Origin of the sequence: Streptomyces sp. NPDC088746 (assembly GCF_044751065.1) — a bacterium.
In the GTDB taxonomy this organism is placed as follows: Bacteria; Actinomycetota; Actinomycetes; order Streptomycetales; family Streptomycetaceae; genus Streptomyces.
Genome location: NZ_JBIVLA010000012.1, coordinates 91,546 through 114,980 on the forward strand (window position 1 = coordinate 91,546; position 23,435 = coordinate 114,980).

The window sequence follows — 23,435 nt, forward strand, 5'->3', positions numbered from 1 at the left end:
CTCGTCATGCCTCCCGGCCCGTAGGTATGCCGTCGCCGGTGTAGCGGGCGAACTCCCATGGGTCGTGTGCGGAGAAGACCTCCACCTCGTCACCGTGCTCGCGGACCAGTTCGCGAAGGCGGGCCTGGGTTCCGAGCCGCAGGTCGCGAGAGACCTGCGAGCTCGTCTGGACGATGTCGAGGAGAGGATGGGTTTCCTTCGGTTCCCCGAGCTCGCGGTGGTAGTAGTAGGCGTCGCCGCAGTGGAGGAGCCATCGGTCGCCGCTCTGTACGGCGATGCCGCTATGGCCGGCGGTGTGGCCTCCGAGGGGGACGAGCCTGATCTCCTGCGGCAGCCCCTTCGGCTGCAGCGCGGTGAAGCCGTACCAGGGTTCCCCGGGATCGGAGTCGTAGGTGACCCAGCGGGGTTCGTGAGCCCAGTGAGCCGGTCGGTAGCGGAAGCTGGGTGCCTGGGAGAGCGCTGCGTCGAGTTCGCTCGCGAGCACGTGGACCTGGGCGTCCGGAAAGTCAGGGAGGCCGCCGCTGTGGTCGACATCGAGGTGGGTCAGGATGATGTGGCGCACGTCGGACGGCGCAAAGCCCAGCCGGGTGATCTGCCGGATGGCCGTCTCCTCCTCGTCGAGCGCGGGTTGCGCCATCTCGGCCCAGTCGGAGCCGAGTGTGCCGCCCGGGTCCCGGACGTCACCGAGGCCCAGTCCGGTCTCGACCAGGACGAGGCCGGCGGCCTCGGTCTCCACCAGCAGGCAGTGATTGACCGCGGGTGCGGGGCGGGGGCCCTCGTAGGTGGCCTCGATCGTCATGACCGATCCGCAGTTCAGGTGATGAATCCTCATGACGACTAGGCTGCGACTTGAACCGCGCTTCAAGTCAAGGAGCTTTGATGGACGAATCGCTGCTGGATATCGCCGAGGTCGCGCAACGGTCCGGGCTCGCGCCTTCGGCCCTGCGGTTCTACGAGAAGAAGGGGCTGATCGCCGCCGCGGGCCGCAACGGCCTGCGGCGTACCTACCACCCGGACGTACTGGAGCGCCTGGCGCTGGTCACGTGCGCGCGCGGCGCCGGATTCTCGGTCGCCGAGATCGGCCGCTTCGTCGTGGCGCGGCCGGCCGACGCCGATCTGCGGGTCCGGATGGCCGCCAAGGCCCGTGACCTGGACGAGCAGGTCGGACGGCTCACGCGTCTCCGAGACAGTCTCGAGCACGCGGCCGTGTGCGAGCACGAGCCGATCGTCGACTGTCCCGACTTCAAGCGCGCCGTCGGCGACGTGCGCAGGCCGGCCGACCTGCCCGCCGGCTGAGGCGCGGGCCGGCGGCGGTCCCGGGGCGGAAGCGCTCCGCGGTGTCGTCCCGGCGTAGTTGTTCTCGCCGGGATGCAGCCGGTCACTCGCCGAGGGCCTCGGTCATCCTGTCGAGGTCGGCCAGGAGGGCCGTCAGGCGCCCCTCGGGGACGTTCCTGATCATGCGCTCCTCGATGGCGTAGACGGCGCCCCGTGCCGCGCGCAGGCGCCGTTCCCCGGCAGGGGTCAGATGGGTGGGCAGGGCGCGTCCGTGGTCGGTGGTGAGCGGCCGGGTGATGAGGCCGGCTTCCTTGAGGCCGCGCAGGACGACATTGGCCGACTGCCGGGTGACGAAGGTGCCGCGGGCCAGGTCGGCGTTGGACAGGCCGGGCTTTTCGTCGAGGAGTTCGAGGCAGGAGTACTGCGGGACGGTGAGGTCGTGCTCGCGCAGGGCCTTGTCCATGGCGTGGCGCAGGGCGGACGAGGCGCGTTTGAGGCGGTATCCGACGTGTTCGGTGACGTCTTCGGCCGGGTGGGGCGCGGGCACGGGCGCACGGTCTTCCATGTCAGTATTTTGACATACCTGGAAGCCCCTGCCTATGGTCGGTCATGTCAAAGTGCTGACATCGAAGCGATGCCCCGCCCAGGAGGAACCATGACCGCCACCGTCGAAGGCCCCGACTTCATCGCTCTTCAGGTGAAGGATGTGCCCGCGGCCGCCGCCTTCTTCGAGGAGCGGCTCGGTCTGCGCCGGGCCCCCGCCGCGCCGCCCGGTGCGGTCGTCTTCGCGACCGGTCCGATCCCGTTCGCCGTCCGCGAGCCGCTCCCGGGCGTGGACCTGGACGGCGCCGAGCGCCCCGGCCTGGGGGTGGCGCTGTGGCTGCGGACCACGGACGCCGGCATGCTGCGCGAGCAGCTCGTGGCGGCGGGCACGGAGGACGTCTCCCCGCTGCAGGACAGCCCGTTCGGTCCGGTGTTCTCCTTCACCGGACCCGAGGGCTACCGGCTCACCGTCCACGGAGGCTGACTTCGCACGAGGCGTCCCGGACCTCAGGCCCGGCCCGGCACCAGCGCGGCGGTGCACGCCGCGTGCGGTGCCGGGCCGAACCGGACGGACCACCCCGCCGGCACCTCCCGCCAGACCGGCCACAGGGACAGCCGGCCGGCGGTGTTCTCCAGCACCAGGTGCGTGGCGTGGCCCTCCGGGCCGGGGTCGAACGGGCCGCCGCTCCTCGCGCTCATGCGTCCAGCTCCTTCAGGCGGGCCGCCAGCACGGCCGCGATGTCGTCGAGGAAGCGGTCCTGCATCAACTGCGGGTGGGTGCAGTCGAGATCGTGGTTGTCGATGGACCCGGTCACATGGGCCCGCCACGCCTCGCGGGTGAGCCAGTCCTCCGCGCGGGGGGCGGCTGCCGTGAAGAACAGCAGATCGCCGTCGTAACCCCGGTGCCGGTGCTCGCGCATCATGCGGGCGTGGTTCGGCACGATGTCGACGATCTTCGACAGTGCGCGGTCACCGATCCCGGCGAGCGGGCTGCCCGCCCGGCGCAGCGTCGCCAGCACGTCGTCACGGTCCTGCTCGTGCGTACGCTCGAAGCCCGCCATCCGCAGCACCGCGGTCAGCGCGTCACCCTCCTCGGGCGCCGGCCGTTCCCGCCACTGCTCGGCAGGGAAAGAGTCGAGCAGCGCGAGCAGCTCGACCTCCTCGCCCGCCTCCTGGAGCAGTACGGCCACGGTGTGCGCCAGCACCCCGCCGACGGACCAGCCCAGCAGCCGGTAGGGGCCGTGCTCCTGGACCGCGCGGATGTGCCGGAGGTAGTCGGACGCCTCCTCCAGCAGGGTGCGCGGCAGCGGCTCGTCCCCGGCCAGCCCGCGGGCCTGGATGCCGTACACCGGCTGCTCCGGGCCGAGGCGGGCCGCCAGTCCGGCGTAGCACCACGCGAGCCCGCCGGCCGGATGGACGGCGAACAGCGGTGCGCGCCCGTCCCCGCCGCGCAGCCGCAGGACGACGTCCAGCGCGTCCTCGGACGCCGGCCCCGTGGAACCCAGCCGTGCGGCGAGCGCGGCCGGGGTCGGGGACTCGAACAGCGAGCCGATGGTGAGCTCCGCGCCGAACTCCTCCCGGACGCGGGCCGCGAGGCGCACGGCGAGCAGCGACGTGCCGCCCAGGTCGAAGAACGCGTCGTCCGGACCCACCTGGGCGACGTCCAGCACCTGTGCGAACAGTCGCGTCAGCGCCTCCTCCCGCGCGTCCGACGGACGTCGCGCGCCCGCGCCGCCGCTGAACACCGGGGCGGGCAGGGCGCGCCGGTCCAGCTTGCCGTTGGGGCTCAGCGGGAAGGCGTCCAGGGCCACCACCGCCACCGGCACCATGTGCTCCGGCAGCTCGCGCGCCAGCGAGGCGCGTACGGCCACCGGATCGGCGCCGCCGGTGATGTAACCGACCAGCCGCTGCTCGCCCGGCCGGTCCTCCCGTACGAGGGCGCAGGCGGCGTCCACCCCGTCCCGGGCCGTCAGCGCCGTCTCGATCTCGCCGAGCTCGATGCGCTGCCCGCGGAGCTTGACCTGGTCGTCCGTGCGGCCCAGGTAGACGACCTCGCCCTGCTCCGTCCAGTGCGCCAGGTCGCCCGTGCGGTACATGCGCTCCGCCGGCCGGCCGAAGGGATCGGCGACGAAGCGGGACGCGGTCAGCTCCGGGCGCTTCAGGTACCCGTCGGCGAGCTGGCGGCCCGCCAGGTAGAGCTCACCGGGAATCCCCGGCGGGCAGGGCTGCAGCGCCGCGTCGAGCACGTACAGGCGGGTGTTCCAGACGGGCCGGCCGATCGGCACCGGGCCGGTGGCATCCGCCGCGCACGCGTGGAAGGTGACGTCGACGGCGGCCTCGGTGGGGCCGTACAGATTGTGCAGTTCGACTCCGGGCAGTTCGCGCCCGAACGCGTCTGCGGTCTCGCGGGGCAGGGCCTCACCGCTGCAGAAGACCCTCCGGAGACTCGCACACGCGTCCGCGTCCGCCTCCGCCTCCGCGAGGAAGACCTGGAGCATCGACGGCACGAAGTGACAGGTGGTGACGGCCTGTTCGCGGATCAGCCGGGCCAGGTAGGCGGGGTCCTTGTGGCCGCCCGGCTCGGCGACCACCAGCACCGCGCCCTGGCGCAGCGGCCAGAAGAACTCCCACACGGACACGTCGAACGACGACGGGGTCTTCTGGAGCACCCGGTCGTCGGCGGTCAGCCCGTAGGTGCTCTGCATCCAGCGCAGCCGGTTGTCGATCGCACCGTGCGACACCACGACACCCTTGGGGCGGCCCGTCGAGCCCGAGGTGTAGATGACGTACGCCGGATGCGCGGGGGTGAGGGGCCGCGACGGGTTCACCCAGAGGTACTCCGAGACGTCGAGGCCGTCCAGGACCACCAGCGGCGTCCCGGTGTCCTCGGGAAGCCGCCCCGCCCGGTCCGTCACCGCACACACGGGCGCCGCGTCCCGCAGCATGTACGCGAGACGCTGCTCCGGATAGTCCGGGTCCAGCGGCAGATACGCGGCCCCCGCCTTCAGCACGGCGAGCAGCGACACCACCAGCTCCACCGAGCGCGGCACCGACACCGCCACCACCGCGCCCGGCCGGGCGCCGAGCGTCCGCAGGTGCCGGGCCAGCCGGTTGGCGCGGGTGTTCAGTTCCTCGTAGGTGAGCGAGGTGTCGCCGTACACGAGGGCGGTCGCGTCAGGGGTGCGGGCGGCGCGCGACTCGATCGGGCCGATCAGCGTCGTGGGCGGCAGCGCCCGGCCGGTGTCGTTGAACGTACGGACGACCAGCTCGGCCTCGGCCTCGGTGGCGATGCCGTGCGCGGCCGTCGGGAGATGCGGGTCGGCCCGGCTCAGCCGCTCCACCAGACGCAGGAAGCGCTCCTGGTGGGCGGCCAGCTCCTCGTCGCCGTACAGCGCGGGATTGCCGTCGTGGTCGATGCGCAGACCGCGCCCGTCGGACCGGTCGTAGATGTTCACCGTCAGGTCGTCGACCGGTCCCGCGGAAAGGTTCCGGGCCCGCGTCGGGGCGCCCGCGAAGTCCACGTCGTAGTCGAAGGGCATGACGTTGACGAGCGGGCCGACCAGCCCCCGGTTCTCCCCGAGGAGCCGCAGGTCGCGGCGGATTTCCTCGTAGCGGTACCGCTGGTGGCGGCGGACCTCGCGGATACCGAGCACCACCTGGCGGACCAGTTCGGCGAAGGTGGCGCCGGGGGAGACGTCCAGCCGCAGCGGGAGGACGTTCATGACCATGCCCGGCACCCGCAGCGAGACGGAACCCATGCGCCCCATCATCGGCAGGCCGAGCACGACCTCCTGACGGCCGGTCGCCCGCGAGGTGTAGAGCGCCTGGGCGGCGATCAGGACGTCCGGCCAGGAGGCACGGAGCCGGTCGGCCAGGTCCCGCACACCCTCGGTGGCCTCAGGCCCCAGGTGGGCCGTGCGGCGGAGGAACGTCCGCGAGGGCAACGCCCCGCGGCCGCCGAGCCGGGGCACTTCCGGACGGTCCGCGAACGCCTCCGTCCAGTGGGCGCGGTCGGCGGCGAACGCCTCCGACGACCGGTACGCCGCGTCCTCGGCGACCAGGTCCGCGAGCGTCCCGAAAGCCTGGGGCCCGGGCTCCTCGCCCCGGGCGAGCGCCGTGTAGACCTCGGCGGTCCGGCGTACGAGGAGTGAGTAGCCGTAGCCGTCCATGACCAGGTGGTGGATGCGCTGGTACCAGAGCCAGCGTTCCTCACCCACCCGGAAGAGGGCGTGCCGGAACGGCGGGCCGGTGGCCAGGTCGAAGGGCTCGGCGAGGTCCGCGCGCATCCACTCCCCGGCCCGCCGGCCCGCGTCGGAGGCCTCCCGCAGATCGTGCGTGGTCAGCGGCAGCCCGACCGAGGGCAGGACGCGCTGGCGCGGCCCTTCCGGCGAGTCCTCGACGCACACGCGCAGGGCGTCGGCCTCGGCGGTCACACGGCGCAGAGCCGCGGCGAACAGCTCCGGGTCGAGCGGACCGTCGATCTCCAGGCACTCCGCCGTGTTCTGCGCCGGACTGAGCGGATCGAGCGACTGCGCGAACCACATGCCCGACTGGGCGGCGGTGAGCGGCAGCACGACGGGCGGGGCGTCCTGGTCCGGCCCGGCGCCCTCGGCATCGGTGAGCAGGACGGTCACGCGGCCTCCAGCAGTGGTGCCCAGACGTCGATGGCGGGCTGCTCGGCGAGATCGGCGAAGTCCGCCATGACACCGTGGTCCCGGCGCCAGCGTCCCAGTAGCGACATGATGCGGACCGAGTCCAGGCCGTAGTCCAGGAGGTTCTCGTCGAGGGGGATGTCCGCGGGGTCCTCCCCGAGGGCGTCGGCGACATCGTGACGGATCAGTTCAAGGGTGAGCGCCACGGTGTTCAGACCCCCTTGAGGAGGTCGTCGGTCGAGGTGACGACAGCGCAGCGGCCGGCGGCCCAGCGCAGGGCCATGTCGTGGTCCTCGCGCGAGAAGTCCGCCACGGCGTCGGCGACCACGAAGGCCTGGATGTCGCGCATCCACGCGTCGCAGGCGCTCATGAGCACCCCGATGTGCGCGTAGACACCGGTGATCACCAGCTGGTCGCGGCCGGACTCACGCAGCAGGGACTCGAGTTCTGTGCGCACGAAGGCGCTGTACTTCCATTTGGTCAGCACGGTGTCGCCGTCCGCCGGTGCGACGGCGCCGGGAATCGCCAGCGCCTCGGGGTCGTCGGCGGCACCGGGCCCCCAGAAGTCGAGCTGGAGACCGCGCTCCTGCGCCGTCTGACCCCCGCGCTGCACCGAGTAGACGACCGGCACACCGAGGCGGCGGTACTCCTCGATGACCCGGGACGTGTTCGCGAGCATGCCGGTGAGCGGCTGCTCGCCGGGCGGGAACGCGCCGAGGAAGTGGTTCTGCAGGTCGTGGACCAGGAGCACGGCCCGCGTGGGGTCGACCGTCCAGTCCACGCGGTTCGCGGGCAGTTCGGCTTCGGTCGGCAGTACGTAGGAAGCGATGGCGGGAAGAGCCATGGGGGTGGAACCTTTCGGTACCGCTCTGGGCGGAACTCGGTGCTGATCTCAGTGCTGACCGGGTGCGGCGGGGCCGGGCGCCGCGTCGGTGCGCAGCCCCTTCTTGCTGACCTTGCCGATCCCGGTCTGCGGGAACGCCTCGACGAACTCGACGAGGTCGGGAATCTTGTAGGCGGCGACACCGCGTTCACGCACGAGACGTTTGACCGCGGCCGGCTTCAGCGGCTCGGCGCCCTCGCGCAGGATGACGTAGGCCAGGGTGCGTTCGCCCAGGTACGCGTCGGCGACACCCACGACGGACACGTCGTGCACCGACGGATGGCCCAGGATGATGTTCTCGATCTCCTCCGGCGCGACCTTCTCACCGCCCCGGTTGATCTGGTCCTTGGCGCGCCCCTCGACGACCAGGTGGCCCGTCGGGGTGCGGCGCACGATGTCACCGGTGCGGTAGAAGCCGTCCTCCGTGAAGGACTTCCGGTTGTGCTCGGGCGCCCGCCAGTAACCGCGGATCGTGTACGGGCCGCGGGTCAGCAGATGCCCGAAGCCCCCCTCCGGCACGTCCACGTCCGAGTCGTCGACGACACGGATCTCGTCGTCCTCGGAGATCGGCAGGCCCTGCGTGGTGACCACGGTCTCGTCATCGTCGTCCAGGCGGGTGTAGTTGACGAGACCCTCGGCCATACCGAAGACCTGCATGAGCTTGCAGCCCAGCGCCGGTTCCAGCCTGCGGGCGGCCGCCTCGCTGTACTTGGCGCCGCCGACCAGGATCAGCTCCAGGCTCGACAGGTCGTGCTCGGCGCCGGGGGCGGCCTCCGTCCAGATCAGTGCGAGGGGCGGCACCATCCCGGTCATCGTGACGCGCTCGCCCTCCACGAGCGGGAAGGCCGTCGCCGGATCGGGGCGCGGACACAGGACCACGGTCCCCCCGGCGTACAGCGTTCCGAGCCAGCCCGGTGAGCTCATCGGGAAGTTGTGCGCGGCGGGGAGCACGACGAGGTAGCGGGTGTCACCGTCGACGCCGCAGATCTCGTTGGATCCGCGCAGCGAGTAGATGTAGTCGTCGTGCGTACGGGGGATGAGCTTGGGAACGCCCGTCGTGCCGCCCGACAGCTGGAGGAACGCGAGATCGTGCGGCTCCGGCTCGTACCCGGTCCCGGTGGGCGCGCACGGCACCTCGGACAGAGCGGTGTGCTCGCCCGGCGAGCCGACGACGAAGACGTGCTTCAGGGTCGGTGTTCGTTCCTTGACCTTCGACGCGAGCGCGAGGTGGTCGAAGCCGGCGTGCCGGTCCGGGACCACGTAGGCGACGGCCTCGGTGAACGAGCAGAAGTACTCGATCTCCGTCTCCCGGTGTGCGGGGAGCGCGTAGACCGGCAGGGCGCCGATCCGGAAGAGCGCGAAGACGACTTCGATGAACTCGGCGATGTTCGGGAGCTGTACGACGACCCGGTCGCCCGCGCGGATGCCGCGCGCCGAGAACCCGGCGGCCAGCCGGGAGGCCCGCTCGTCCAGTTCGCCGTACGTCCATTCCCGGCGTCCGGGGGCCGGGTCGACGACCGCGACGCGTTCCGGGTGCGCGGCGGCCCGCTCGCGCAGCACACCGCCGAACGTCTCCCCGCGCCAGTGGCCCGCGGCCCGGTAGCGCTCGGCGAACTCCGCGGGCCAGGTGGGCGCGTCGGATGACTGGAGGGCGGTCACAGGGCGGCTCCCACTGCGCTCAGGAAGGTACGGAACTTGGCCGCGGTCTCCGCCGTCTCGGCGGCCGGCGAGGACTCCGCCACCACGCCCGCGCCCGCGAACAGCCGCAGGGTGCGGCCCTCGGCCTCGGCGCAGCGGATGGTCACCACCCAGTCGCCGTCGCCGTCCGCGTTCTGCCAACCGACCATGCCGGTGTACGCGCCGCGGTCGAAGGGCTCGGACTCCGCGATGACCTGCCGGGCCACATCGGTCGGCGTGCCGCAGACCGCGGGAGTGGGGTGCAGGGCCGACGCCAGGTCCAGGGCGGTGGACGAGGGGTCGCGCAGCTCCCCGGTCAGCGTCGTCGACAGGTGCCACATGGCGGCGGTCCGTACGAGTGTGGGGCGTTCGGGCACGTCCAGGCTCACGCAGAGCGGTGCGAGCGCCTCGCGGATGGCATCGACCACGACCGCGTGCTCGTGGAGGTCCTTCGGCGAATCCAGCAGCGCGGCCGCCCGGCGGACGTCCGTGGCCAGATCCCCGCTGCGCTGCGCGGATCCGGCCAGCGGGTTGGCGACGAGCCGGTTGCCGCGGCGGGACACGAGGAGTTCGGGGCTCGCGCCCACGAGCGTACGGCCCGGACCGCTGGGCACGGCGAAGGTGTAGCCGTCCGGGTCACGGCGTGCCAGCCGGCTCAGCATGGCGGGCAGATCGAGGTCGCGCGCCGAGGTCAGCTCCAGCGTGCGGGCGAGGACGACCTTGTCGAACTCACCGGCGCGCATCCGCTCCACCACGGCGGCGACCGCCGCGGAGTACTCCTCCGCGGCCGGTACCTCACGTATCCGCCAGGCGTCGCCCTGACCGGCGTCGGAGCCGTGCAGTGCGATGAGCGGGTCCTCCCGCAGGGCGGTCGCCCACCGGACGGTCTCCGGGACGGCCAGTGCCGCTTCGCCGTCGGGCGCGAACGGTACGGAGCCCACGACGACCGGGGCGGGGTCGCCCGCGCGCCGGGCGGCGTCCAGGGTCTTCCGCACCCGCAGCGGGAGGGGCCGCGGGTCGTGCGGCACCAGCGCGGAGGTGCCGGAGCCGAGCAGGGTGTGCCGGGGTGTGGCGAGGAAGCGGTCGGTGCCGGGCCGGTAGGCCTCGAGCAGGGCCGTGGCCGCGCCGGGGGAGTCCAGTGGGGGAGGAGCGGCGGGGACGCGCAGAGAGGCAGACATGGGTGGTCTCCAGTGGGGAGGGCTCGAGCGCCGGCAGGATGACGGGGAGGGGCGGGATTCAGGCCCGCAGGGTGGCACCGCCGTCGACGTACAGGTCGTGCATGGTGATGTGACGCGCACGGTCGGACACCAGGAAGGCGACCGCGTCGGCTATGTCGGAGGGGTCCGCTATCCGGCCGAGCGGGATACCGGTGCGGAAGGCCGCCGCGTCCCCCTCGACGACGCGGCGGGCGGCCGCTTCCTCGTCCCCCGCGGTCCACATGCCGCGCTGCATGTCGGTGAGGGTCGATCCGGGGGAGACGGTGTTGCACCGCACACCCAGGGGCGCCACTTCGAGACCGAGACACTTGGTGAACATCACGGCCGCGGCCTTGGAGGCCGCGTACGCCGCCATGTTCGTACGGGGGATGCCGGCGGCGTTGGAGGCCACGGTGACGATGCTGCCCGAACCGCGCCCGGTCATCCGGCGCGAGACCGACCGCGACACGTGGAACACCCCGTGGGTGTTGACGGCGAAGGTGGCGGCCCACTCCTCGTCCGACAGGTCCGCGACGGGCGAACCACGGAGAATGCCGGCCACGTTGACCGCGATGTCCAGCGGGCCGAGCGTCTCCTCGGCCTCCGCGACGAGGTCTTCGACGGCCGTGGGGTCCGTCACGTCGAGCGTGCGTGCGGTCACCTGTCCGTCGTACGTCTTCTCCAGTGCGGCGATGCCGTCCGGGGCCAGGTCGGTGGCGATGACGCGGGCACCGCGGCCGGCGAGGGCGTGTACGACCGCCTCGCCTATGCCGCGTCCCGCTCCCGTCACGAGGGCGAGCCGGCCGGTCAGTTCCCGCTCGGCGCTCACTTGACCATCGCCTTCCGGATGTCGTCGAGCACCGAGACGGCTGCCTGCGCACCACCGAGGCTGGTCCACCTGGTCCCGTCGACGACCGTCGCGTGCTCGTCACGCACGGCGCCCAGCTGCTGGTAGGCGGGCTTCTTCGCGAGCTCGGCGAGGAGGTCGGCGTCGGTGCCGGCGTCGAGGGAGCCGATGAACAGCCAGTCGCCGTCGATCTCGTCGAGGTTCTCGTCGCTCAGCGGCGTCGAGTGGCCCTCGCCCTTGTCGTCCTGGATGCCCGGGCGCTCGAAGCCGAGGTCCTTCAGGACGTCGCTGATGAAGACGCCCTGCTGCATGACCGCGGTGCCCTTGGCCGAGTAGCGGGCGACGGAGACGCTCGCGCCGGCCTGCGAGCCGAGGTCGGTCCTGAGGGAGGCGGCCTTCGTCCCGTACTCGGCGAGGAACTTCTCGGCCTCGTCGGACCTGCCGAGCACCGTGCCGGTGAGTTCGAGGGACTTCTTCCAGTCCTTGGTGCCGTCGATGGTGACGACGGTGGGCGCGACCTTCCGGAGCTGCGCGAGCACCTGCTCGTCGGCGAGCTGCCCGGCCAGGATCACGTCCGGCTTCGCCTTCACGACCTTCTCGATGTCCGGGCCGGTGACCGCGCCCACCACCGGGATGCTCTTCGCCTGGTCCGCCAGGTACCGGGGGGCGCCCTTCTGGCCGCGTCCCGCGGTCAGTCCCACGGGCTCGACGCCCAGGGTGAGCGACGCGTCCAGGTCCATCTCGCTGAGGGCGACCACGCGCTCCGGAGCGGCCGGCACCTTCACCTTCGTCCCGGTCGCGTCCGTGACCTGGGTCGTCGTGGCCGCCGCGCCCGAGTCGACGGACGCGGCTGTGTCCTCGGATCCGCAGGCGCTCAGGGTGAGAGCGCCAAGTGTGAGCAGGGCCGCCGATATGACAGGGCGTGCGATACCGCGGGACGAGGGGGGCGAATACGGCGCCATGGCCTTGGATCTCCGTTTGCGTTCAGACGAATCCAGTTCCGGCGGGCGCCCTCCGAAACCTGAATCGGAGAGAAGCGGTACACATCGTGCCACGTCAGGGCATAGGCGTACCCATGACCCGCCAGAACCGGACGAGTGCATTTAGGTTAGGCTAACCTTATGTCCATCGCGCAAGGGGGTCGGCCAAGGTCAGCCGGATCCCGCCCATCCGAAACTCCCCCCGCACAGGGGCGCTCAACCCCCTGGGTCACCACGGGACTTCTGCTTCTCCTCGTGGCCCTGGTGCTCCTCTCCCTCGTCATCGGCACCGGTGAGAGCCCTGCGAAGCGCGCCTGGGACTTCCTTCTCGGTGACCCCGCCGCCCGGGACGACGCCCAGATCCGGCTGGCCGTCATGGACGTACGTCTCCCACGCACCCTCGCCGCCGTCCTCGTGGGCACCTGCCTCGGTGCGGCCGGCTGTCTGCTCCAGGCCGCCACCCGCAATCCGCTGGCCGAAACCGGCCTACTGGGCGTCAACTCCGGAGCGGCGTTCGCCGTTGTCCTCGGACTCACCTTCTTCGGTGCCCACTCCCCGGGCGCCCTGCTCGTCTGGGCGCTCGCCGGCGGCATGGCCGCGAGCGCCGTCGTCCTGCTCTTCGCCGGTTCGGGACGTACGGCGGGCTCACCGCTGCGTCTCGTCCTGGCCGGATCGGCACTGGGCGCCACCTTCCACGGCTGCACCTCCTATGTGCTGCTCGGCACCCAGTCGACCTTCGACACCTACCGCTACTGGACGATCGGCTCGCTCGCCGGCGTGGAGACCTCCGATCTCGTCCCCCTGCTGCCGCTGGTGGCGCTCGGCCTGCTCACCGCGCTCGGCTGCGCCCGCCCGCTCTCGGCGCTCGGGCTCGGGGACGACGGAGCCCGCTCGCTCGGGCACCACCCCGGCCGCATCCGGCTCGTCGTCGCCGGAGCGGTCTCGCTGCTCGCCGGCTGCGCGGTCGCCGTGGCCGGGCCCGTCGCCTTCCTCGGCCTGCTGGCCCCCTACGCCGCGAGGGCGCTGACCGGGCCCCGCATGACGGCCCAACTCGTCCTCTCCGCGCTGATCGCCGCCGACATCATGATCCTCGCGGACATCCTCGCCCGGGTCGTGATCCGGCCCTGGGAGACACCGGTCAGCGTCCTGCTCGCCTTCGTGGGCGGCCCGCTGCTCGTCTGGATCGCCCGCTCCTCCCGCCTCTCCACCGCGGGGGCCGGGGCATGAGCGAGCTGAAGAAGACGACCGGCGGGACGGCACCCCGCGGCGGTGCCACCGACGTGACACCCCCCGACAGCACCGTGCTGCGCGGGGGCCCGTTCTCCTGGCTCCTCCCGCGCCGTAGCGCGCTCACCGCCGCGGTCCTCCTGCCGGTCGTCGCCGTCCTCGTCGCCCTCGCGGTGATGGCCAGTTCAACGGGAATGAGCCTGTCGGAAACCCTCTCCGGGCTTCTCGGTACGGGCGACCCGGGCACGGTCATGATCGTGCGGGACTTCCGGCTGCCCCGCGTCTTCGCCGGCCTCCTCGTCGGTGCCGCACTGGGCATCGCCGGCTGCCTCACCCAGACCCTGGCGGGCAACCGCCTCGCCACACCCGACCTCGTCGGTGTCAACGACGGTGCCACCGCCGCCGTCGTCGCAGCCGCGGCCGGTTCCACCACCGGCATGGTGGGCGACTGGTGGCTGGGCCCGATCGGCGCCGTCGCGGCAGCCGCGATCGTCGTCCTGTGCGCGGGTGGGGCCGGGAGCGCCGGCTACCGGGTCCTCGTGACCGGCATCGGTGTCTCCACCTTCCTGGGCGCGGTGGGCGACCTGATCATGTCCCGCGAGAACGACAACACGGCGGGCGGCGTCTTCCTCTGGGCCGTGGGCAGCCTCAACGGCCGTGACTGGGGCGTCGGTACGCCGCTGGCGCTCGTCCTGCTCGTCCTCGTGCCGCTCGCCCTGGCCGTCGGCCACCGGCTGCAACTCCTGCGCTTCGACGACGACGTGGCGGCCTCGCTCGGCGTCGACCTGCGCAGGCTGCGCGCGGGCGCACTGGCCCTCGCCGTCGCCCTCGCGGGCACGGCCGTCGGCGTCGGCGGACCCATCGCCTTCGTGGCACTCGCCGCCCCGGTCCTCGCCCAGCGGATGGCCGGACCCACCCGGGTCCCGATCACCGGCTCCGCACTGACCGGCGCGGCCCTGATCGCCGCCGCCGACGCCCTGGGGCGGGTCGCCGCCCCCGTCGAACTGCCCGTCGGCGTCGTCACCAGCGTCCTCGGCGGCCCCTTCCTGCTCTGGGTCCTCTTCCGCCCGGACCGTGCCACCGGAAAGGTCTGACCAACCCCATGCCCGACGCATCACACGAGACCGCCCCCGGCCTCGAAGTCACCGCGCTCCGCGCCGGATACCCCGGCCGCCCCGTCGTCGAGGACGTCGGCCTCACCGTCCCCGCCGGACAGGTCGTCGCGATCGTCGGCCCCAACGGGTGCGGGAAGTCGACCCTGTTGCGCACCGTTGCGCGCCTGCACCGGCCCGAGTCGGGGACCGTCCGGGTCGGCGGCGTGGACATCTGGGAGATCGGCAGGCGCCGGGCCGCCCACCGCGTCGCACTGCTGCCCCAGTCACCGCGCGCACCCGAGGCCGTCACGGTGGCCGGCCTCGTCCGTTACGGCCGCCACCCCCAGCAGGGCCTGCTGCGCCAGTGGTCGAAGGAGGACGAGAACGCCGTACGCGACGCACTCGACGCCACCGGGACGACCGAACTGGCCGCCGAGCGCCTGGACAGGCTCTCCGGAGGCCAGCGCCAGCGGTGCTGGCTCGCGATGGTCCTCGCCCAGCACACCCCGGTCATCCTGCTCGACGAACCCACCAGCGCCCTCGATCTCGGCCACGCCGTCGAGGTCCTGGAGCTGGTGAGGGAGGTCGCCGCCGCCGGCCGCACCGTCGTCATGGTGCAGCACGACCTGGCCGCCGCGGCCCGCTACGCCGATCTCCTCGTGGCCATGAAGGACGGGCGGGTCGTCGCCCGGGGCGAGCCGGCCGCGACGGTCGACGAGGCACTGGTGAAGGAGCTCTACGGGGTGGACGCCGACATACTCAGCGCACCGGGTGACGCCTCACCGGTCGTGGTGCCGAGGAGCCGGCTCACGACGCGGACGTGACGGGGCTCTGCTTCCGCACGGCCGTCCGGGACGGCCGGGTCCGGGGGCCGAACACGGCCAGGGCCACCGCTCCCACCATCCAGACGCCCGCGATGAAGTAGAAGACGCTCTGGTAGCCGCTGCGGTTGTACAGCGCCGCGATGATCAGCGGACCCGCGGCGTTCGACAGCCGGCCGATCCCGTAGGTGATGCCCGTCCCCAGGGAGCGGCTCCGGGTGTCGAAGAGCTCGGGGGAGTAGGCGTACGCGAGGGCGGTGTAGCCGCGCTCGAAGAGGTTCACCAGGAAACCGAAGATCACGATCAGGATCGGGTCGAACGTCAGCCCGTACAGCAGACCGCACACCGCGATGACGGTGCCGAAGGCGACGAGACACCACTTGCGCTCGAACCGGTCGGTGACCAGCGAGGCCAGATAGGAGCCGAGGGGCGCGCCGACCGTGGTGAGAGCGACGTAGAAGACGGACTTCTCGACGCTGAAGCCCTCCTTGGAGAGCAGGGTGGGCGCCCAGCTGGAGTAGCCGAAGAAGCCGATGGTCTGCGTGACCCACAGGACGGTGAGCAGGAGCGTCGGCGCGAGGTACCTCTTCCGCAGCAGCAGACGCAGCGGGGCCTTGACCGCCGGGGGCTCCTCGACGGGCTCCGCCGGTTCGGTCAGCGGCCCCCTCTCGGCGCGCACCGTGGCCTCGATCTCCCGCAGGACCGCGTCGGCCGCGGCGTGGTCACCCCTGCTCTCGTGCCAGCGGGGCGACTCCTTGAGGTGCCTGGAGAACAGCACGAGGAGGATGCCGAGCGCGCCCCACAGGTAGACCAGCCGCCAGGACCAGTCGCTCAGCGGGACGACGAGACTGGCGATCAGATTGGTGGCCGGCGTGCCGCAGATGCCGATGACCATCGCGTACGCCTGGTACTTGCCGCGCACGGCGGCGGGATACATCTCGTTGACGTAGATGACCGCCACGACGGTCATCGCCGAAAGGCCCGCCGAGGTGAGCACCCGGAAGACGCCCAGCGAGACGATGTCCCACGAGAACACCGAGACGAACGAGAAGAAACCGAAGAACAGGGTGGTGCGCAGCAGGGTCTTCTTGCGGCCCCACCGGTCGGCGAGGGCTCCCGCGACGATGGAACCGATGAACATGCCGACGAACGACAGCGAGGTGACGTAGGCGACCTGATCGACCGTCACGCCCCAGAGGTCGATGAGCTTGGGGGCGGTGGTCGCGAAGCTGTTGATGTCCGCGAACTCGAAGAAGTACGCGAAGGCCACGGCCAGCAGGGTGGTCTTGTGGAAGCGGGAGATCGGCAGCCGGTCCAGCCGGTTCGCCGCATTGGCGTGCTGCATGGGGACGGTCCCTGTCGGAGTGCGGGTGCGGGCGGGGAGGGGCCTCAGACGCCTTCGCCGGGCCAGTACAGCCTCATCGGGTTGCCGACGAGGAGCCGGTGCTGCTGCTCGGGGGTGACCGCGATCCGCGGCACGTGGTCGACGAGGAGGCCGTCGTCGGGCATGTGGTCCGTGAGATTGGGGTGGGGCCAGTCCGTGCCCCACAGCACCCGGTCCCCGAACTCCTCGACCACGCGGCGGCCGAAGGGCACGACATCGGCGTAGGCGCGCCTCTCGCCGTCGAGGGCGGGAGGCCCGGTCACGCTGAGGCGTTCGGGGCAGCTCACCTTCACCCAGACGTCGTTGGCGTCGACGAACCGGAGGAAGCGGGAGAACTGCGGGCCGTCCACCGGCAGGCTCACGTCCGGCCGGCCCATGTGGTCGACCACGAGGGGGGCGGGCAGGGAGCCGAAGAAGTCCCCCAGTTCGGGGAGATCGGCGCTCTCGAAGTAGAGCACGATGTGCCAGCCGAGCGGGGCGATCTTCTCGGCGATCGTGGTCAGGTCCTCCTTCGGGGAGGTGTTGACCAGTCGCCGGAGGAAGTTGAAACGGACCCCGCGCACGCCCGCCGAGTGCAGCTCGCGCAGTTCGGCGTCGGAGATGTCCGGACGTACGGTCGCGATGCCGCGTGCCCGGTCACCGGCCGCGCGGACCGCGTCGGTCATGGCGGTGTTGTCCGCACCGTGACAGGTGGCCTGGACGATGACGGCGCGGCTGACGCCCAGATGCCCGTGCAGCGCCGCGAGCCGGCTCTTTCCGGCGTCGCAGGGCGTGTACTTGCGCTCGGGGGCGAAGGGGAACTCGTCCTGAGGCCCGAACACATGGCAGTGGGCGTCGACGGTGCCGGCCGGAAGCCGGAACGCCGGTACGGACGGGTCCTGATGCCAGTCCAGCCAGCCGGGGGTCTTCGGGGAACGCACACTCATGGAATCTCCTGAAGGCACATGGGGGGGAGAGGCGGGGCGTGGGTCCGCCCGCGTGTTCAGCGGCCCTGACGCTTCAGCAGGGCGTCCAGGCGCGGGTACACGGAGCGCGCGTTGTGTTCCTGGATGTCGGCCAGCCGGTCCGGGGAGAGCCCGGCGGCATCGGCGTAGCGGCGCGTGTCGTCGAAGTGATGGCCGGTCCGGGGGTCGATGTCGCGGACGGCGCCGATCATCTCCGAGGCGAAGAGGATGTTCCGGGTGGGGACGACGTCGAAGAGGAGGTCCGAGCCGGGCTGGTGGTAGACGCAGGTGTCGAAGAAGACGTTGCCCAGGACGTGCTCCTCCAGCGGCGGCTTCCCGAGCGCCATCGCCAGGCCGCGGAACCTGCCCCAGTGGTAGGGGACGGCGCCGCCGCCGTGGGGGATGATCAGCCGGAGTGTGGGGAAGTCCCTGAAGAGGTCGCCCTGCACGAGCTGCATGAACGCGGTGGTGTCGGCGTTCAGATAGTGCGCCCCCGTCGTGTGGAACGCGGGATTCACGCTGGTGCTGACATGGACCATCGCCGGGACGTCGTACTCGGCCATCTTCTCGTACAGGGGGTACCAGGAGCGGTCGGTGAGGGGCGGGGAGGTCCAGTGCCCGCCGGACGGGTCCGGATTGAGGTTGAGCGCGACGGCGCCGTACTCCTCGACGCACCTGGTGAGTTCGGGAACGCAGGTGGCGGGATCGACGCCCGGGGACTGCGGAAGCATGGCGGCGGGGACGAAGCGGTCCGGGTAGAGCCGGCTGACACGGAAGCACAGCTCGTTGCAGAGGGCCGCCCACTCGGCGGAGGTGTCGAAATCGCCGATGTGATGCGCCATGAAGGACGCCCTGGGTGAGAAGACCGTCATGTCGATGCCGCGCTCGTCCATCAGCCGCAGCTGGTTCGACTCGATGGTCTCGCGCAGTTCGTCGTCGCTGATCCTCAGATCGGCCCTCCGCGGGGAGACGGACGGGTTCCCGAGCCCCTCGATCTGCTGATTCCGCCAGGCCTCCAGCGCGGGTGGGGCCGTCGTGTAGTGGCCGTGGCAGTCGATGATCATCGCTGTTCCTCTTCGAAGCGCCTGCGTGTGGTGCCGGCGGGTACGCAGCCGGAGGTCTCCTCGCCGACCCGTCCTGCCCGTTTGTTCACGCCACCGTAACCGTCGATGAAATTGTTGACAATATGCCTGACGAGAAAGTTTCAGGCATCATCACTGGTGCCCCCGCGTGCGGTGCGCGCGGCGGCGAGGATGTCCCGACGATGTACGGAAGGCGGAGGGGTGACGGCGAATCAGGTCACCGGCCGGACAGGCCGGAGCGCGGTCTCCAGCGGTATCCGGGAGGCGCTCGCGGCAGGCGACATGGTGCCGGGGCAGCGCCTGGTGGAGCAGGAGTTGTCCGAGGTCTTCCGTGCGACGCGGAGCTCGGTGCGGGAAGCGCTGCAGGACCTGGCCGCCGAGGGCCTGGTGGAGCTGATCCCGCGGCGCGGGGCGCGGGTGCGGGTGATCTCCGTCGAGGAGGCGATCCAGATCACCGAGTGCCGGGCCCTGCTGGAGGGCCTGTGTGCCAGGCGGGCGGCGCAGTCCGCCTCGGACGAGGTGCGCCAGGAGCTGAAGGGTCTCGGTTCGGCGATGAGCCGGGCCGTGGAGGACGGCGACCCGGACGCCTACTCGGTGCTGAACCGAAGGCTGCACGAGTGCATCGCCGAGGCCGGCGGGCAGAAGGTCGCCCAGGCCCTGCTCGAGCGGATGAACGGCCAGATGGTGCGTTACCAGTTCCGTCTCGCGCTGCGCCCCGGGCGTCCGGCGCAGTCGCTGCCGCAGCACCTGGCGATCATCGACGCTGTCCTGGCCGGCGACCCGGAGGCGGCCGAGGCCGCCGCGCGGGCGCACGTCGAGAGTGTCATCGTGGCGCTGCGGGAGACCCCGGCCCCGGTCCGCCTCGCCTGACCGGGCGAGGCCGAACCCGGTCCCGCCCGGTCAGGCGGCGAGCAGGTCCAGGAACGCGGTGAGCTTGTCCCGCGTCCGCTCGATCTGCTGTTCGACGGTGAGGGACTCCTCGAAGCGCCCGCCGGGGGCCGGCGTCTTCCTGCCGCGTACGTAGAGCGAGCAGTCGAGGTCGGTGCAGAGATAGATGCCCACCGAATTGCCGTCCCTGCCCGCCTGTCCCCGCTTGCGGGCGGTCATCAGCGAGACCCCGCTGCCCGGGTGCGTGGTCAGGCAGACCGAACACATGCTGCGGTGCAGGAAGCCGCGCTGCTGGGACGGGAAGCGGAGCGTGATGCCGGTGAGCTCGCCCCGCAGCTCGGTGACGATGTAGCTCCGGTCCGGAGCCGAGAGGTCGCGCCAGCCGAGGAAGTCCAGGTCGTCCCAGCGGCGCTCGTCGAGATCGCGGGGGAGCGGCAGGCGCTTCGCCTCTCCCTTGGAACAGTTGACGAACGACGCTCGGATGTCCTGCTCACTGACGGCTCTCATGGACTCGACGCTAACTCTGCCTATGAGCCCTAGGCAAATGTTTATCTGTACTAGGCCGGATCCAGGGGCGATGAGACCCGCAGGTGATGGGCCGCCGGATGCTCGACGGCGAGATCCGGGCGCCAGACGGCCAGGATCTGCGCCGACGGGTCGAACAGGGGACCCGGCAGCTCCTCCGGGTCGGTCCACCGCCACTCGCCGACGAGATGCGGCTCGGTGACCTGCGGTACGGCCGAATCCACCCTCACCAGCGCGGCCATGCTGATCCTGTTGATGCCGCCCGCCACGTCGTGCACCATCGCGAAGACGGTGACGGCGTCCACGGGCACCCGCAGTCCAGTCTCCTCACGCAGTTCGCGGGCGGCGGCCTCCGCGACCGACTCGAAGGTCGGGTCGACCTTGCCGCCGGGCAGCTCCCAGGTGCCGCCGCGGTGCCTTCCCAGCAGGATCCTGCCGGAGCCGTCCTGCACGACGACACCCACGCCGAAGGCGGCCTGCGCGAGCGGAGGGCGGGAGTTCCGGGGCGGGACGTTCGCGGAATCGGTGGTCATGCGCTGCTCTTCCCCCAGCTGGACGGCACGGGTGACGCGGTCCCCCTCATCCTCACACGGTGGTCACGCCACCAGATTGAGTGTGGTTCCGGCGACACCGAGACGGACGGACTGACCCCACGTCAACTCCAGTGCGTCGGACTCCATCCCGTCGCCGAACACCACCATCCGGTCCGACTCGACGGTGAGCCTGAGGCCCTCCCCGGGTCCCAGCGCGCCCGCGGTCATCGAGGTGCCGGTGGCCGGTGAGGGCCAGGCCTCCCGCACGAACCAGACCAGTCGCGGATCGGACGGGGCCGGCAGCCGCAGCTGGCTGCCGCGCTCGAGCCAGAGCGAGCGCAGCCAGCCGGTGGAGCCGGTGCCGGTGCCCACCAGGACGCCCGACGACGCCTGTGACTCGACGGCGGACGGGCTGCCGTCGGGGCCGATGCGGTAGCGGGCGGTCTGATGGCCGGGCGGTCCGAGGTAGATCTCGTTGAGGGCGAGGAGCCGCTGGGTGTCGTCGGCGACGGCCTCGGTCATCGTGAGGGCGTCCACCCGTCCGCCGGGTGACGCGGCGGCCCGGCACAGCGCCGCCGTGTCACGGGCCCGGTGGCGTACGAGAACTCCGGGATTGCGGCCCGGGTCGGTGTCGATGCCCACCACGGGCTGCCCGGACAGGTACTTCGCGGCGTTGGCCACCAGGCCGTCCTGCCCGACCACGACGACCACGTCCTCGGGCCCGAACAGGAAACGGTCGAGGTCCGCCCGCTCCACCCGGGTCCGGCGCCACCGCACCGGCAGGGCCGCCGCCACCTCGGTGAGCGCCCGCTCGTGGCGCCGGTGCCGCTCGGCCACCTCGTCGAGCGACCGGCCGCGTCCGGCGAGCACGAACGCGGCCTGCCCGTGTGTCCCGTGCCGGGCCAGCAGCTCCTCGTACTCCGTCGTCCGGTGCACCAGCACCGCCCGCGGGGCCAGGCTCACGCCCGGGCCTCCGGCTCCGGCCGGCCGAGCCTGGCGAGCAGGCCGGTCAGGACGTCGGGAGAGAGGGTGAGGCTGTCGATGCGCGGGAGGTTCTCGGCCAGCCGCGTCGCGGCCAGGGCGTGCAGTATGCCGGGGTCGACGTCCGCGTGCGCCCGCAGCCAGGCGGCCTGCGCCTCGGCGCGTGCCGCCCCGACGTCGCGGGCGGCCTCCGCCTCCGCGCGGGCCAGGCGCACGGTGCGGGCGGCCTCCGCGGCCGTACGCACCCCGTCGGCCGCCGACTTCTCCTCGGCCTCCCGGCGGGCGTTGGTGCCGCGCTGGTCGACCAGCTGCTCCTCGCGGCGCGCGAGCTCGATCTTGCTGGCGAGCTCGTTCTCGGCGATCGTGCGTTCACGCTCGACCGCGACCGCCCGGCGCTCGTACACCGACCGGTCCGCCTCCTGCTGGATCTGCTCCCTGGCCGGGGTGCGCAGGGCGCGTTCGACCTCCGCCTCGGGGCGGATGGCGACGACGCGTACGGCGACCACGTCGATGCCGGTGGCGGGCAGCCGGGGCTCGGCGGCGAGCCCGGTGGCGACCCGTTCCCGTACGGCGGCGACACCGTCCACGAGGGCGGTGGCGAGAGGGGTGCGGGCCAGGACGTCCAGGGTGTGCTGCTGCGCCGTCTCGGTGAGCAGGGTGGCGATCTGCTCCAGGGGCGCACCGCGCCAGATCCCGGTGTCGGGGTCCACCGAGAAGTCGAGCCGGACGGCCGCCTCGGCGGGGTCACTGATCCGGTAGGTGACCGTGGCCTGCACGGTGACGTCCTGGAAGTCCGCCGTACGGGCGTGGAACGCCATCGCCAGCTCACGGTCGTCGACCGGGACCTCGGAGAGCGCCGCGGAGAGCGAGCGGTACCAGAAGCTCAGTCCGGGGCCGTCATGGGTGAGTCTGCCGCGCCTGTGGTGGCGGATGTGGGCGGTGGGTGCGGAACGCAGGTGGCGCCAGCCGAAGCGCCGGGTGATGTCGGCCATCTCGGGACCCCCTCTTTCTCGTCATGGAGACGATAATGGATTCCGAGGGATATCGTCAAGAGGACGAGAAGGGGGTGTGGGCATGAAAACGGCCGGCCGGCGGTTTCCTCTCGGAAACCACCGGCTGGCCGGTTGTGCGCCGACCCCGTCCCCACGGTGCGGCGCGCGGGTGGACCGCCGTCATCCGCTCGGACGACGGTCCACGTTCATCAGGTCCCGCTTCCCTCGGGAGCGGGCGGGGAGGAGGGGAGTCCGAGCGCCGGGAGCACGGCGCACTCGATGAAGCCGGTGAGGAAGGAGGCGTCGTCGGGGTGCCGTCCCTCCAGGAGCGGCCGGACGCGCATGATGCCGAGCATCTGGGCGGCCACGTAGTCGGCCGCGGGGTTGCCGGCGTCGATCTCACCACGCCGGACGGCTCGTTCGACCATCGTGTCGAAAGCGGCGATGGCCGGCGCGATCAGTGTGGAGCGCAGCGCGCAGAGCAGGTCGGGATTCTGGAGCGCGGCATGACTGAGGGCGTGCATCAGGGCGGTGTCCTCGCCGGACGCCGCGTCCACGACCCGCGCCGCCTCGCGCAGATCGCCGCTCAGGCTGCCGGTGTCGATGTCCGAGAACCGCCTCTTCCGGCTGCCGTGCAGTGCGGCGACGACCAGCTCCGGCTTGGACCCCCACTGCCGGTAGAGCGTGGACTTCCCGCACCGGGTGCGCGAGGCGACGCCCTCCATCGTCAGCGAGTCGTAGCCGCTCTCCCGCAGGAGGTCCAGCACGGCGGTGTACAGCTCCTGGGCCCGTTCCGGTGTGATCTTCGACCGGCGTGACGTGGGTACGGACTCCTGTGCTGAACCGGGCGACGGCATCTGCTTCCCTCTCTGCGACTCTGCGGCTGGAGACCCTCGATACGCCAGTGTACC

24 protein-coding genes are annotated in these 23,435 nt (G+C 71.9%); 6 read left to right on the forward strand and 18 right to left on the reverse strand.

What is annotated here, in order from left to right; genetic code table 11:
- Positions 1 to 4 precede the first annotated feature (4 nt).
- Positions 5 to 832: an MBL fold metallo-hydrolase gene (locus ACIP63_RS35570; protein WP_401524390.1), complete on the reverse strand. Its 828-nt coding sequence runs from the start codon at positions 830 to 832 to the stop codon at positions 5 to 7.
- Positions 833 to 879: 47 nt separating this feature from the next.
- Between ACIP63_RS35570 and ACIP63_RS35575 the strand changes: the two genes are divergently transcribed.
- On the forward strand, positions 880 to 1,296 hold the full coding sequence (locus tag ACIP63_RS35575; protein ID WP_401524393.1) for a MerR family transcriptional regulator: 417 nt from the start codon (positions 880 to 882) through the stop codon (positions 1,294 to 1,296).
- An 82-nt stretch (positions 1,297 to 1,378) separates the two neighbouring features.
- On the opposite strand, the gene ACIP63_RS35580 is transcribed toward ACIP63_RS35575, so the two are convergent.
- Positions 1,379 to 1,840 carry a MarR family winged helix-turn-helix transcriptional regulator gene (locus ACIP63_RS35580; protein ID WP_401524396.1) on the reverse strand — a complete coding sequence of 154 codons (462 nt, stop codon included), beginning with the start codon at positions 1,838 to 1,840 and terminating at the stop codon, positions 1,379 to 1,381.
- 90 nt (positions 1,841 to 1,930) lie between these two features.
- Between ACIP63_RS35580 and ACIP63_RS35585 the strand changes: the two genes are divergently transcribed.
- Positions 1,931 to 2,302, forward strand: coding sequence for a VOC family protein (locus ACIP63_RS35585; RefSeq protein ID WP_401524398.1), 372 nt, complete (start codon positions 1,931 to 1,933; stop codon positions 2,300 to 2,302).
- 23 nt (positions 2,303 to 2,325) lie between these two features.
- Here the strand turns inward: ACIP63_RS35585 and ACIP63_RS35590 are convergent, their stop codons facing one another.
- The 8 genes from ACIP63_RS35590 to ACIP63_RS35625 are packed head-to-tail and all read right to left on the reverse strand — an operon-like array spanning position 2,326 to position 12,035.
- Entirely contained in the window at positions 2,326 to 2,517 is a 192-nt protein-coding gene (locus ACIP63_RS35590) for an MbtH family NRPS accessory protein (RefSeq protein ID WP_401524401.1), read from the reverse strand.
- The gene (locus tag ACIP63_RS35595; RefSeq protein ID WP_401524542.1) at positions 2,514 to 6,443 is read right to left on the reverse strand and encodes an amino acid adenylation domain-containing protein; all 3,930 of its coding nucleotides are present in this window, start codon (positions 6,441 to 6,443) and stop codon (positions 2,514 to 2,516) included. Before ACIP63_RS35595 ends, ACIP63_RS35590 begins: the two co-directional genes overlap by 4 nt.
- A gap of 5 nt (positions 6,444 to 6,448) precedes the next feature.
- Positions 6,449 to 6,676 (reverse strand): phosphopantetheine-binding protein, encoded by a 228-nt coding sequence (locus ACIP63_RS35600; protein ID WP_401524403.1) that lies wholly within the window; start codon positions 6,674 to 6,676, stop codon positions 6,449 to 6,451.
- A gap of 5 nt (positions 6,677 to 6,681) precedes the next feature.
- On the reverse strand, positions 6,682 to 7,314 hold the full coding sequence (locus ACIP63_RS35605) for an isochorismatase family protein (protein WP_401524406.1): 633 nt from the start codon (positions 7,312 to 7,314) through the stop codon (positions 6,682 to 6,684).
- 48 nt (positions 7,315 to 7,362) lie between these two features.
- Complete coding sequence (locus tag ACIP63_RS35610) at positions 7,363 to 9,012, reverse strand: (2,3-dihydroxybenzoyl)adenylate synthase (protein WP_401524409.1); 1,650 nt, start codon at positions 9,010 to 9,012, stop codon at positions 7,363 to 7,365.
- Positions 9,009 to 10,208 carry an isochorismate synthase gene (locus ACIP63_RS35615; protein WP_401524412.1) on the reverse strand — a complete coding sequence of 400 codons (1,200 nt, stop codon included), beginning with the start codon at positions 10,206 to 10,208 and terminating at the stop codon, positions 9,009 to 9,011. The genes ACIP63_RS35610 and ACIP63_RS35615 overlap by 4 nt, the downstream gene beginning before the upstream one ends.
- Before the next feature lie 58 nt (positions 10,209 to 10,266).
- Complete coding sequence (locus ACIP63_RS35620; RefSeq protein ID WP_401524415.1) at positions 10,267 to 11,055, reverse strand: 2,3-dihydro-2,3-dihydroxybenzoate dehydrogenase; 789 nt, start codon at positions 11,053 to 11,055, stop codon at positions 10,267 to 10,269.
- Entirely contained in the window at positions 11,052 to 12,035 is a 984-nt protein-coding gene (locus tag ACIP63_RS35625; protein ID WP_401524418.1) for an ABC transporter substrate-binding protein, read from the reverse strand. Before ACIP63_RS35625 ends, ACIP63_RS35620 begins: the two co-directional genes overlap by 4 nt.
- A 159-nt stretch (positions 12,036 to 12,194) precedes the next feature.
- Between ACIP63_RS35625 and ACIP63_RS35630 the strand changes: the two genes are divergently transcribed.
- The 3 genes from ACIP63_RS35630 to ACIP63_RS35640 are packed head-to-tail and all read left to right on the forward strand — an operon-like array spanning position 12,195 to position 15,198.
- On the forward strand, positions 12,195 to 13,280 hold the full coding sequence (locus ACIP63_RS35630; RefSeq protein WP_401524421.1) for a FecCD family ABC transporter permease: 1,086 nt from the start codon (positions 12,195 to 12,197) through the stop codon (positions 13,278 to 13,280).
- Positions 13,277 to 14,374, forward strand: coding sequence for a FecCD family ABC transporter permease (locus ACIP63_RS35635; RefSeq protein ID WP_401524423.1), 1,098 nt, complete (start codon positions 13,277 to 13,279; stop codon positions 14,372 to 14,374). Before ACIP63_RS35630 ends, ACIP63_RS35635 begins: the two co-directional genes overlap by 4 nt.
- 8 nt (positions 14,375 to 14,382) lie before the next feature.
- Positions 14,383 to 15,198 carry an ABC transporter ATP-binding protein gene (locus ACIP63_RS35640; protein ID WP_401524426.1) on the forward strand — a complete coding sequence of 272 codons (816 nt, stop codon included), beginning with the start codon at positions 14,383 to 14,385 and terminating at the stop codon, positions 15,196 to 15,198.
- Here ACIP63_RS35640 and ACIP63_RS35645 read toward each other — a convergent pair.
- The 3 genes from ACIP63_RS35645 to ACIP63_RS35655 are packed head-to-tail and all read right to left on the reverse strand — an operon-like array spanning position 15,182 to position 18,587.
- Positions 15,182 to 16,540: an MFS transporter gene (locus tag ACIP63_RS35645; protein WP_401524428.1), complete on the reverse strand. Its 1,359-nt coding sequence runs from the start codon at positions 16,538 to 16,540 to the stop codon at positions 15,182 to 15,184. The genes ACIP63_RS35640 and ACIP63_RS35645 overlap by 17 nt on opposite strands.
- A gap of 44 nt (positions 16,541 to 16,584) precedes the next feature.
- Positions 16,585 to 17,505 carry an amidohydrolase family protein gene (locus ACIP63_RS35650; protein ID WP_401524430.1) on the reverse strand — a complete coding sequence of 307 codons (921 nt, stop codon included), beginning with the start codon at positions 17,503 to 17,505 and terminating at the stop codon, positions 16,585 to 16,587.
- Positions 17,506 to 17,561: 56 nt separating this feature from the next.
- Positions 17,562 to 18,587, reverse strand: coding sequence for an amidohydrolase family protein (locus tag ACIP63_RS35655; protein ID WP_401524432.1), 1,026 nt, complete (start codon positions 18,585 to 18,587; stop codon positions 17,562 to 17,564).
- 189 nt (positions 18,588 to 18,776) lie between these two features.
- On the opposite strand from ACIP63_RS35655, the gene ACIP63_RS35660 reads away from it, so the two are divergent.
- Positions 18,777 to 19,475, forward strand: a complete 699-nt coding sequence (locus tag ACIP63_RS35660; RefSeq protein ID WP_401524435.1) for a GntR family transcriptional regulator — start codon at positions 18,777 to 18,779, stop codon at positions 19,473 to 19,475.
- Between the two features lie 30 nt (positions 19,476 to 19,505).
- On the opposite strand, the gene ACIP63_RS35665 is transcribed toward ACIP63_RS35660, so the two are convergent.
- The 5 genes from ACIP63_RS35665 to ACIP63_RS35685 form a co-directional block, all read right to left on the reverse strand.
- The gene (locus ACIP63_RS35665; protein ID WP_401524438.1) at positions 19,506 to 20,000 is read right to left on the reverse strand and encodes an FBP domain-containing protein; all 495 of its coding nucleotides are present in this window, start codon (positions 19,998 to 20,000) and stop codon (positions 19,506 to 19,508) included.
- Positions 20,001 to 20,050: 50 nt separating this feature from the next.
- On the reverse strand, positions 20,051 to 20,551 hold the full coding sequence (locus tag ACIP63_RS35670; RefSeq protein ID WP_401524441.1) for an NUDIX hydrolase: 501 nt from the start codon (positions 20,549 to 20,551) through the stop codon (positions 20,051 to 20,053).
- Between the two features lie 63 nt (positions 20,552 to 20,614).
- The gene (locus ACIP63_RS35675; RefSeq protein WP_401524444.1) at positions 20,615 to 21,514 is read right to left on the reverse strand and encodes a hypothetical protein; all 900 of its coding nucleotides are present in this window, start codon (positions 21,512 to 21,514) and stop codon (positions 20,615 to 20,617) included.
- Entirely contained in the window at positions 21,511 to 22,524 is a 1,014-nt protein-coding gene (locus tag ACIP63_RS35680; protein ID WP_401524447.1) for an SPFH domain-containing protein, read from the reverse strand. Before ACIP63_RS35680 ends, ACIP63_RS35675 begins: the two co-directional genes overlap by 4 nt.
- A 209-nt stretch (positions 22,525 to 22,733) precedes the next feature.
- Positions 22,734 to 23,381, reverse strand: a complete 648-nt coding sequence (locus ACIP63_RS35685) for a TetR/AcrR family transcriptional regulator (RefSeq protein ID WP_401524450.1) — start codon at positions 23,379 to 23,381, stop codon at positions 22,734 to 22,736.
- Positions 23,382 to 23,435 lie beyond the last annotated feature (54 nt).

What these genes read in the sequence shown, in the direction of transcription:
- ACIP63_RS35665 (WP_401524438.1), bottom strand. Translation starts at nt 20,000, where the DNA reads ATGAGAGCCGTCAGTGAGCAGGACATCCGAGCGTCGTTCGTCAACTGT.
- ACIP63_RS35625 (WP_401524418.1), bottom strand. Translation starts at nt 12,035, where the DNA reads ATGGCGCCGTATTCGCCCCCCTCGTCCCGCGGTATCGCACGCCCTGTC.
- ACIP63_RS35575 (WP_401524393.1), top strand. Translation starts at nt 880, where the DNA reads ATGGACGAATCGCTGCTGGATATCGCCGAGGTCGCGCAACGGTCCGGG.
- ACIP63_RS35660 (WP_401524435.1), top strand. Translation starts at nt 18,777, where the DNA reads ATGTCCCGACGATGTACGGAAGGCGGAGGGGTGACGGCGAATCAGGTC.
- ACIP63_RS35680 (WP_401524447.1), bottom strand. Translation starts at nt 22,524, where the DNA reads ATGGCCGACATCACCCGGCGCTTCGGCTGGCGCCACCTGCGTTCCGCA.
- ACIP63_RS35570 (WP_401524390.1), bottom strand. Translation starts at nt 832, where the DNA reads ATGAGGATTCATCACCTGAACTGCGGATCGGTCATGACGATCGAGGCC.
- ACIP63_RS35650 (WP_401524430.1), bottom strand. Translation starts at nt 17,505, where the DNA reads ATGAGTGTGCGTTCCCCGAAGACCCCCGGCTGGCTGGACTGGCATCAG.
- ACIP63_RS35580 (WP_401524396.1), bottom strand. Translation starts at nt 1,840, where the DNA reads ATGGAAGACCGTGCGCCCGTGCCCGCGCCCCACCCGGCCGAAGACGTC.
- ACIP63_RS35640 (WP_401524426.1), top strand. Translation starts at nt 14,383, where the DNA reads ATGCCCGACGCATCACACGAGACCGCCCCCGGCCTCGAAGTCACCGCG.
- ACIP63_RS35635 (WP_401524423.1), top strand. Translation starts at nt 13,277, where the DNA reads ATGAGCGAGCTGAAGAAGACGACCGGCGGGACGGCACCCCGCGGCGGT.
- ACIP63_RS35630 (WP_401524421.1), top strand. Translation starts at nt 12,195, where the DNA reads ATGTCCATCGCGCAAGGGGGTCGGCCAAGGTCAGCCGGATCCCGCCCA.
- ACIP63_RS35685 (WP_401524450.1), bottom strand. Translation starts at nt 23,381, where the DNA reads ATGCCGTCGCCCGGTTCAGCACAGGAGTCCGTACCCACGTCACGCCGG.
- ACIP63_RS35605 (WP_401524406.1), bottom strand. Translation starts at nt 7,314, where the DNA reads ATGGCTCTTCCCGCCATCGCTTCCTACGTACTGCCGACCGAAGCCGAA.
- ACIP63_RS35585 (WP_401524398.1), top strand. Translation starts at nt 1,931, where the DNA reads ATGACCGCCACCGTCGAAGGCCCCGACTTCATCGCTCTTCAGGTGAAG.
- ACIP63_RS35615 (WP_401524412.1), bottom strand. Translation starts at nt 10,208, where the DNA reads ATGTCTGCCTCTCTGCGCGTCCCCGCCGCTCCTCCCCCACTGGACTCC.
- ACIP63_RS35655 (WP_401524432.1), bottom strand. Translation starts at nt 18,587, where the DNA reads ATGATCATCGACTGCCACGGCCACTACACGACGGCCCCACCCGCGCTG.
- ACIP63_RS35645 (WP_401524428.1), bottom strand. Translation starts at nt 16,540, where the DNA reads ATGCAGCACGCCAATGCGGCGAACCGGCTGGACCGGCTGCCGATCTCC.
- ACIP63_RS35590 (WP_401524401.1), bottom strand. Translation starts at nt 2,517, where the DNA reads ATGAGCGCGAGGAGCGGCGGCCCGTTCGACCCCGGCCCGGAGGGCCAC.
- ACIP63_RS35670 (WP_401524441.1), bottom strand. Translation starts at nt 20,551, where the DNA reads ATGACCACCGATTCCGCGAACGTCCCGCCCCGGAACTCCCGCCCTCCG.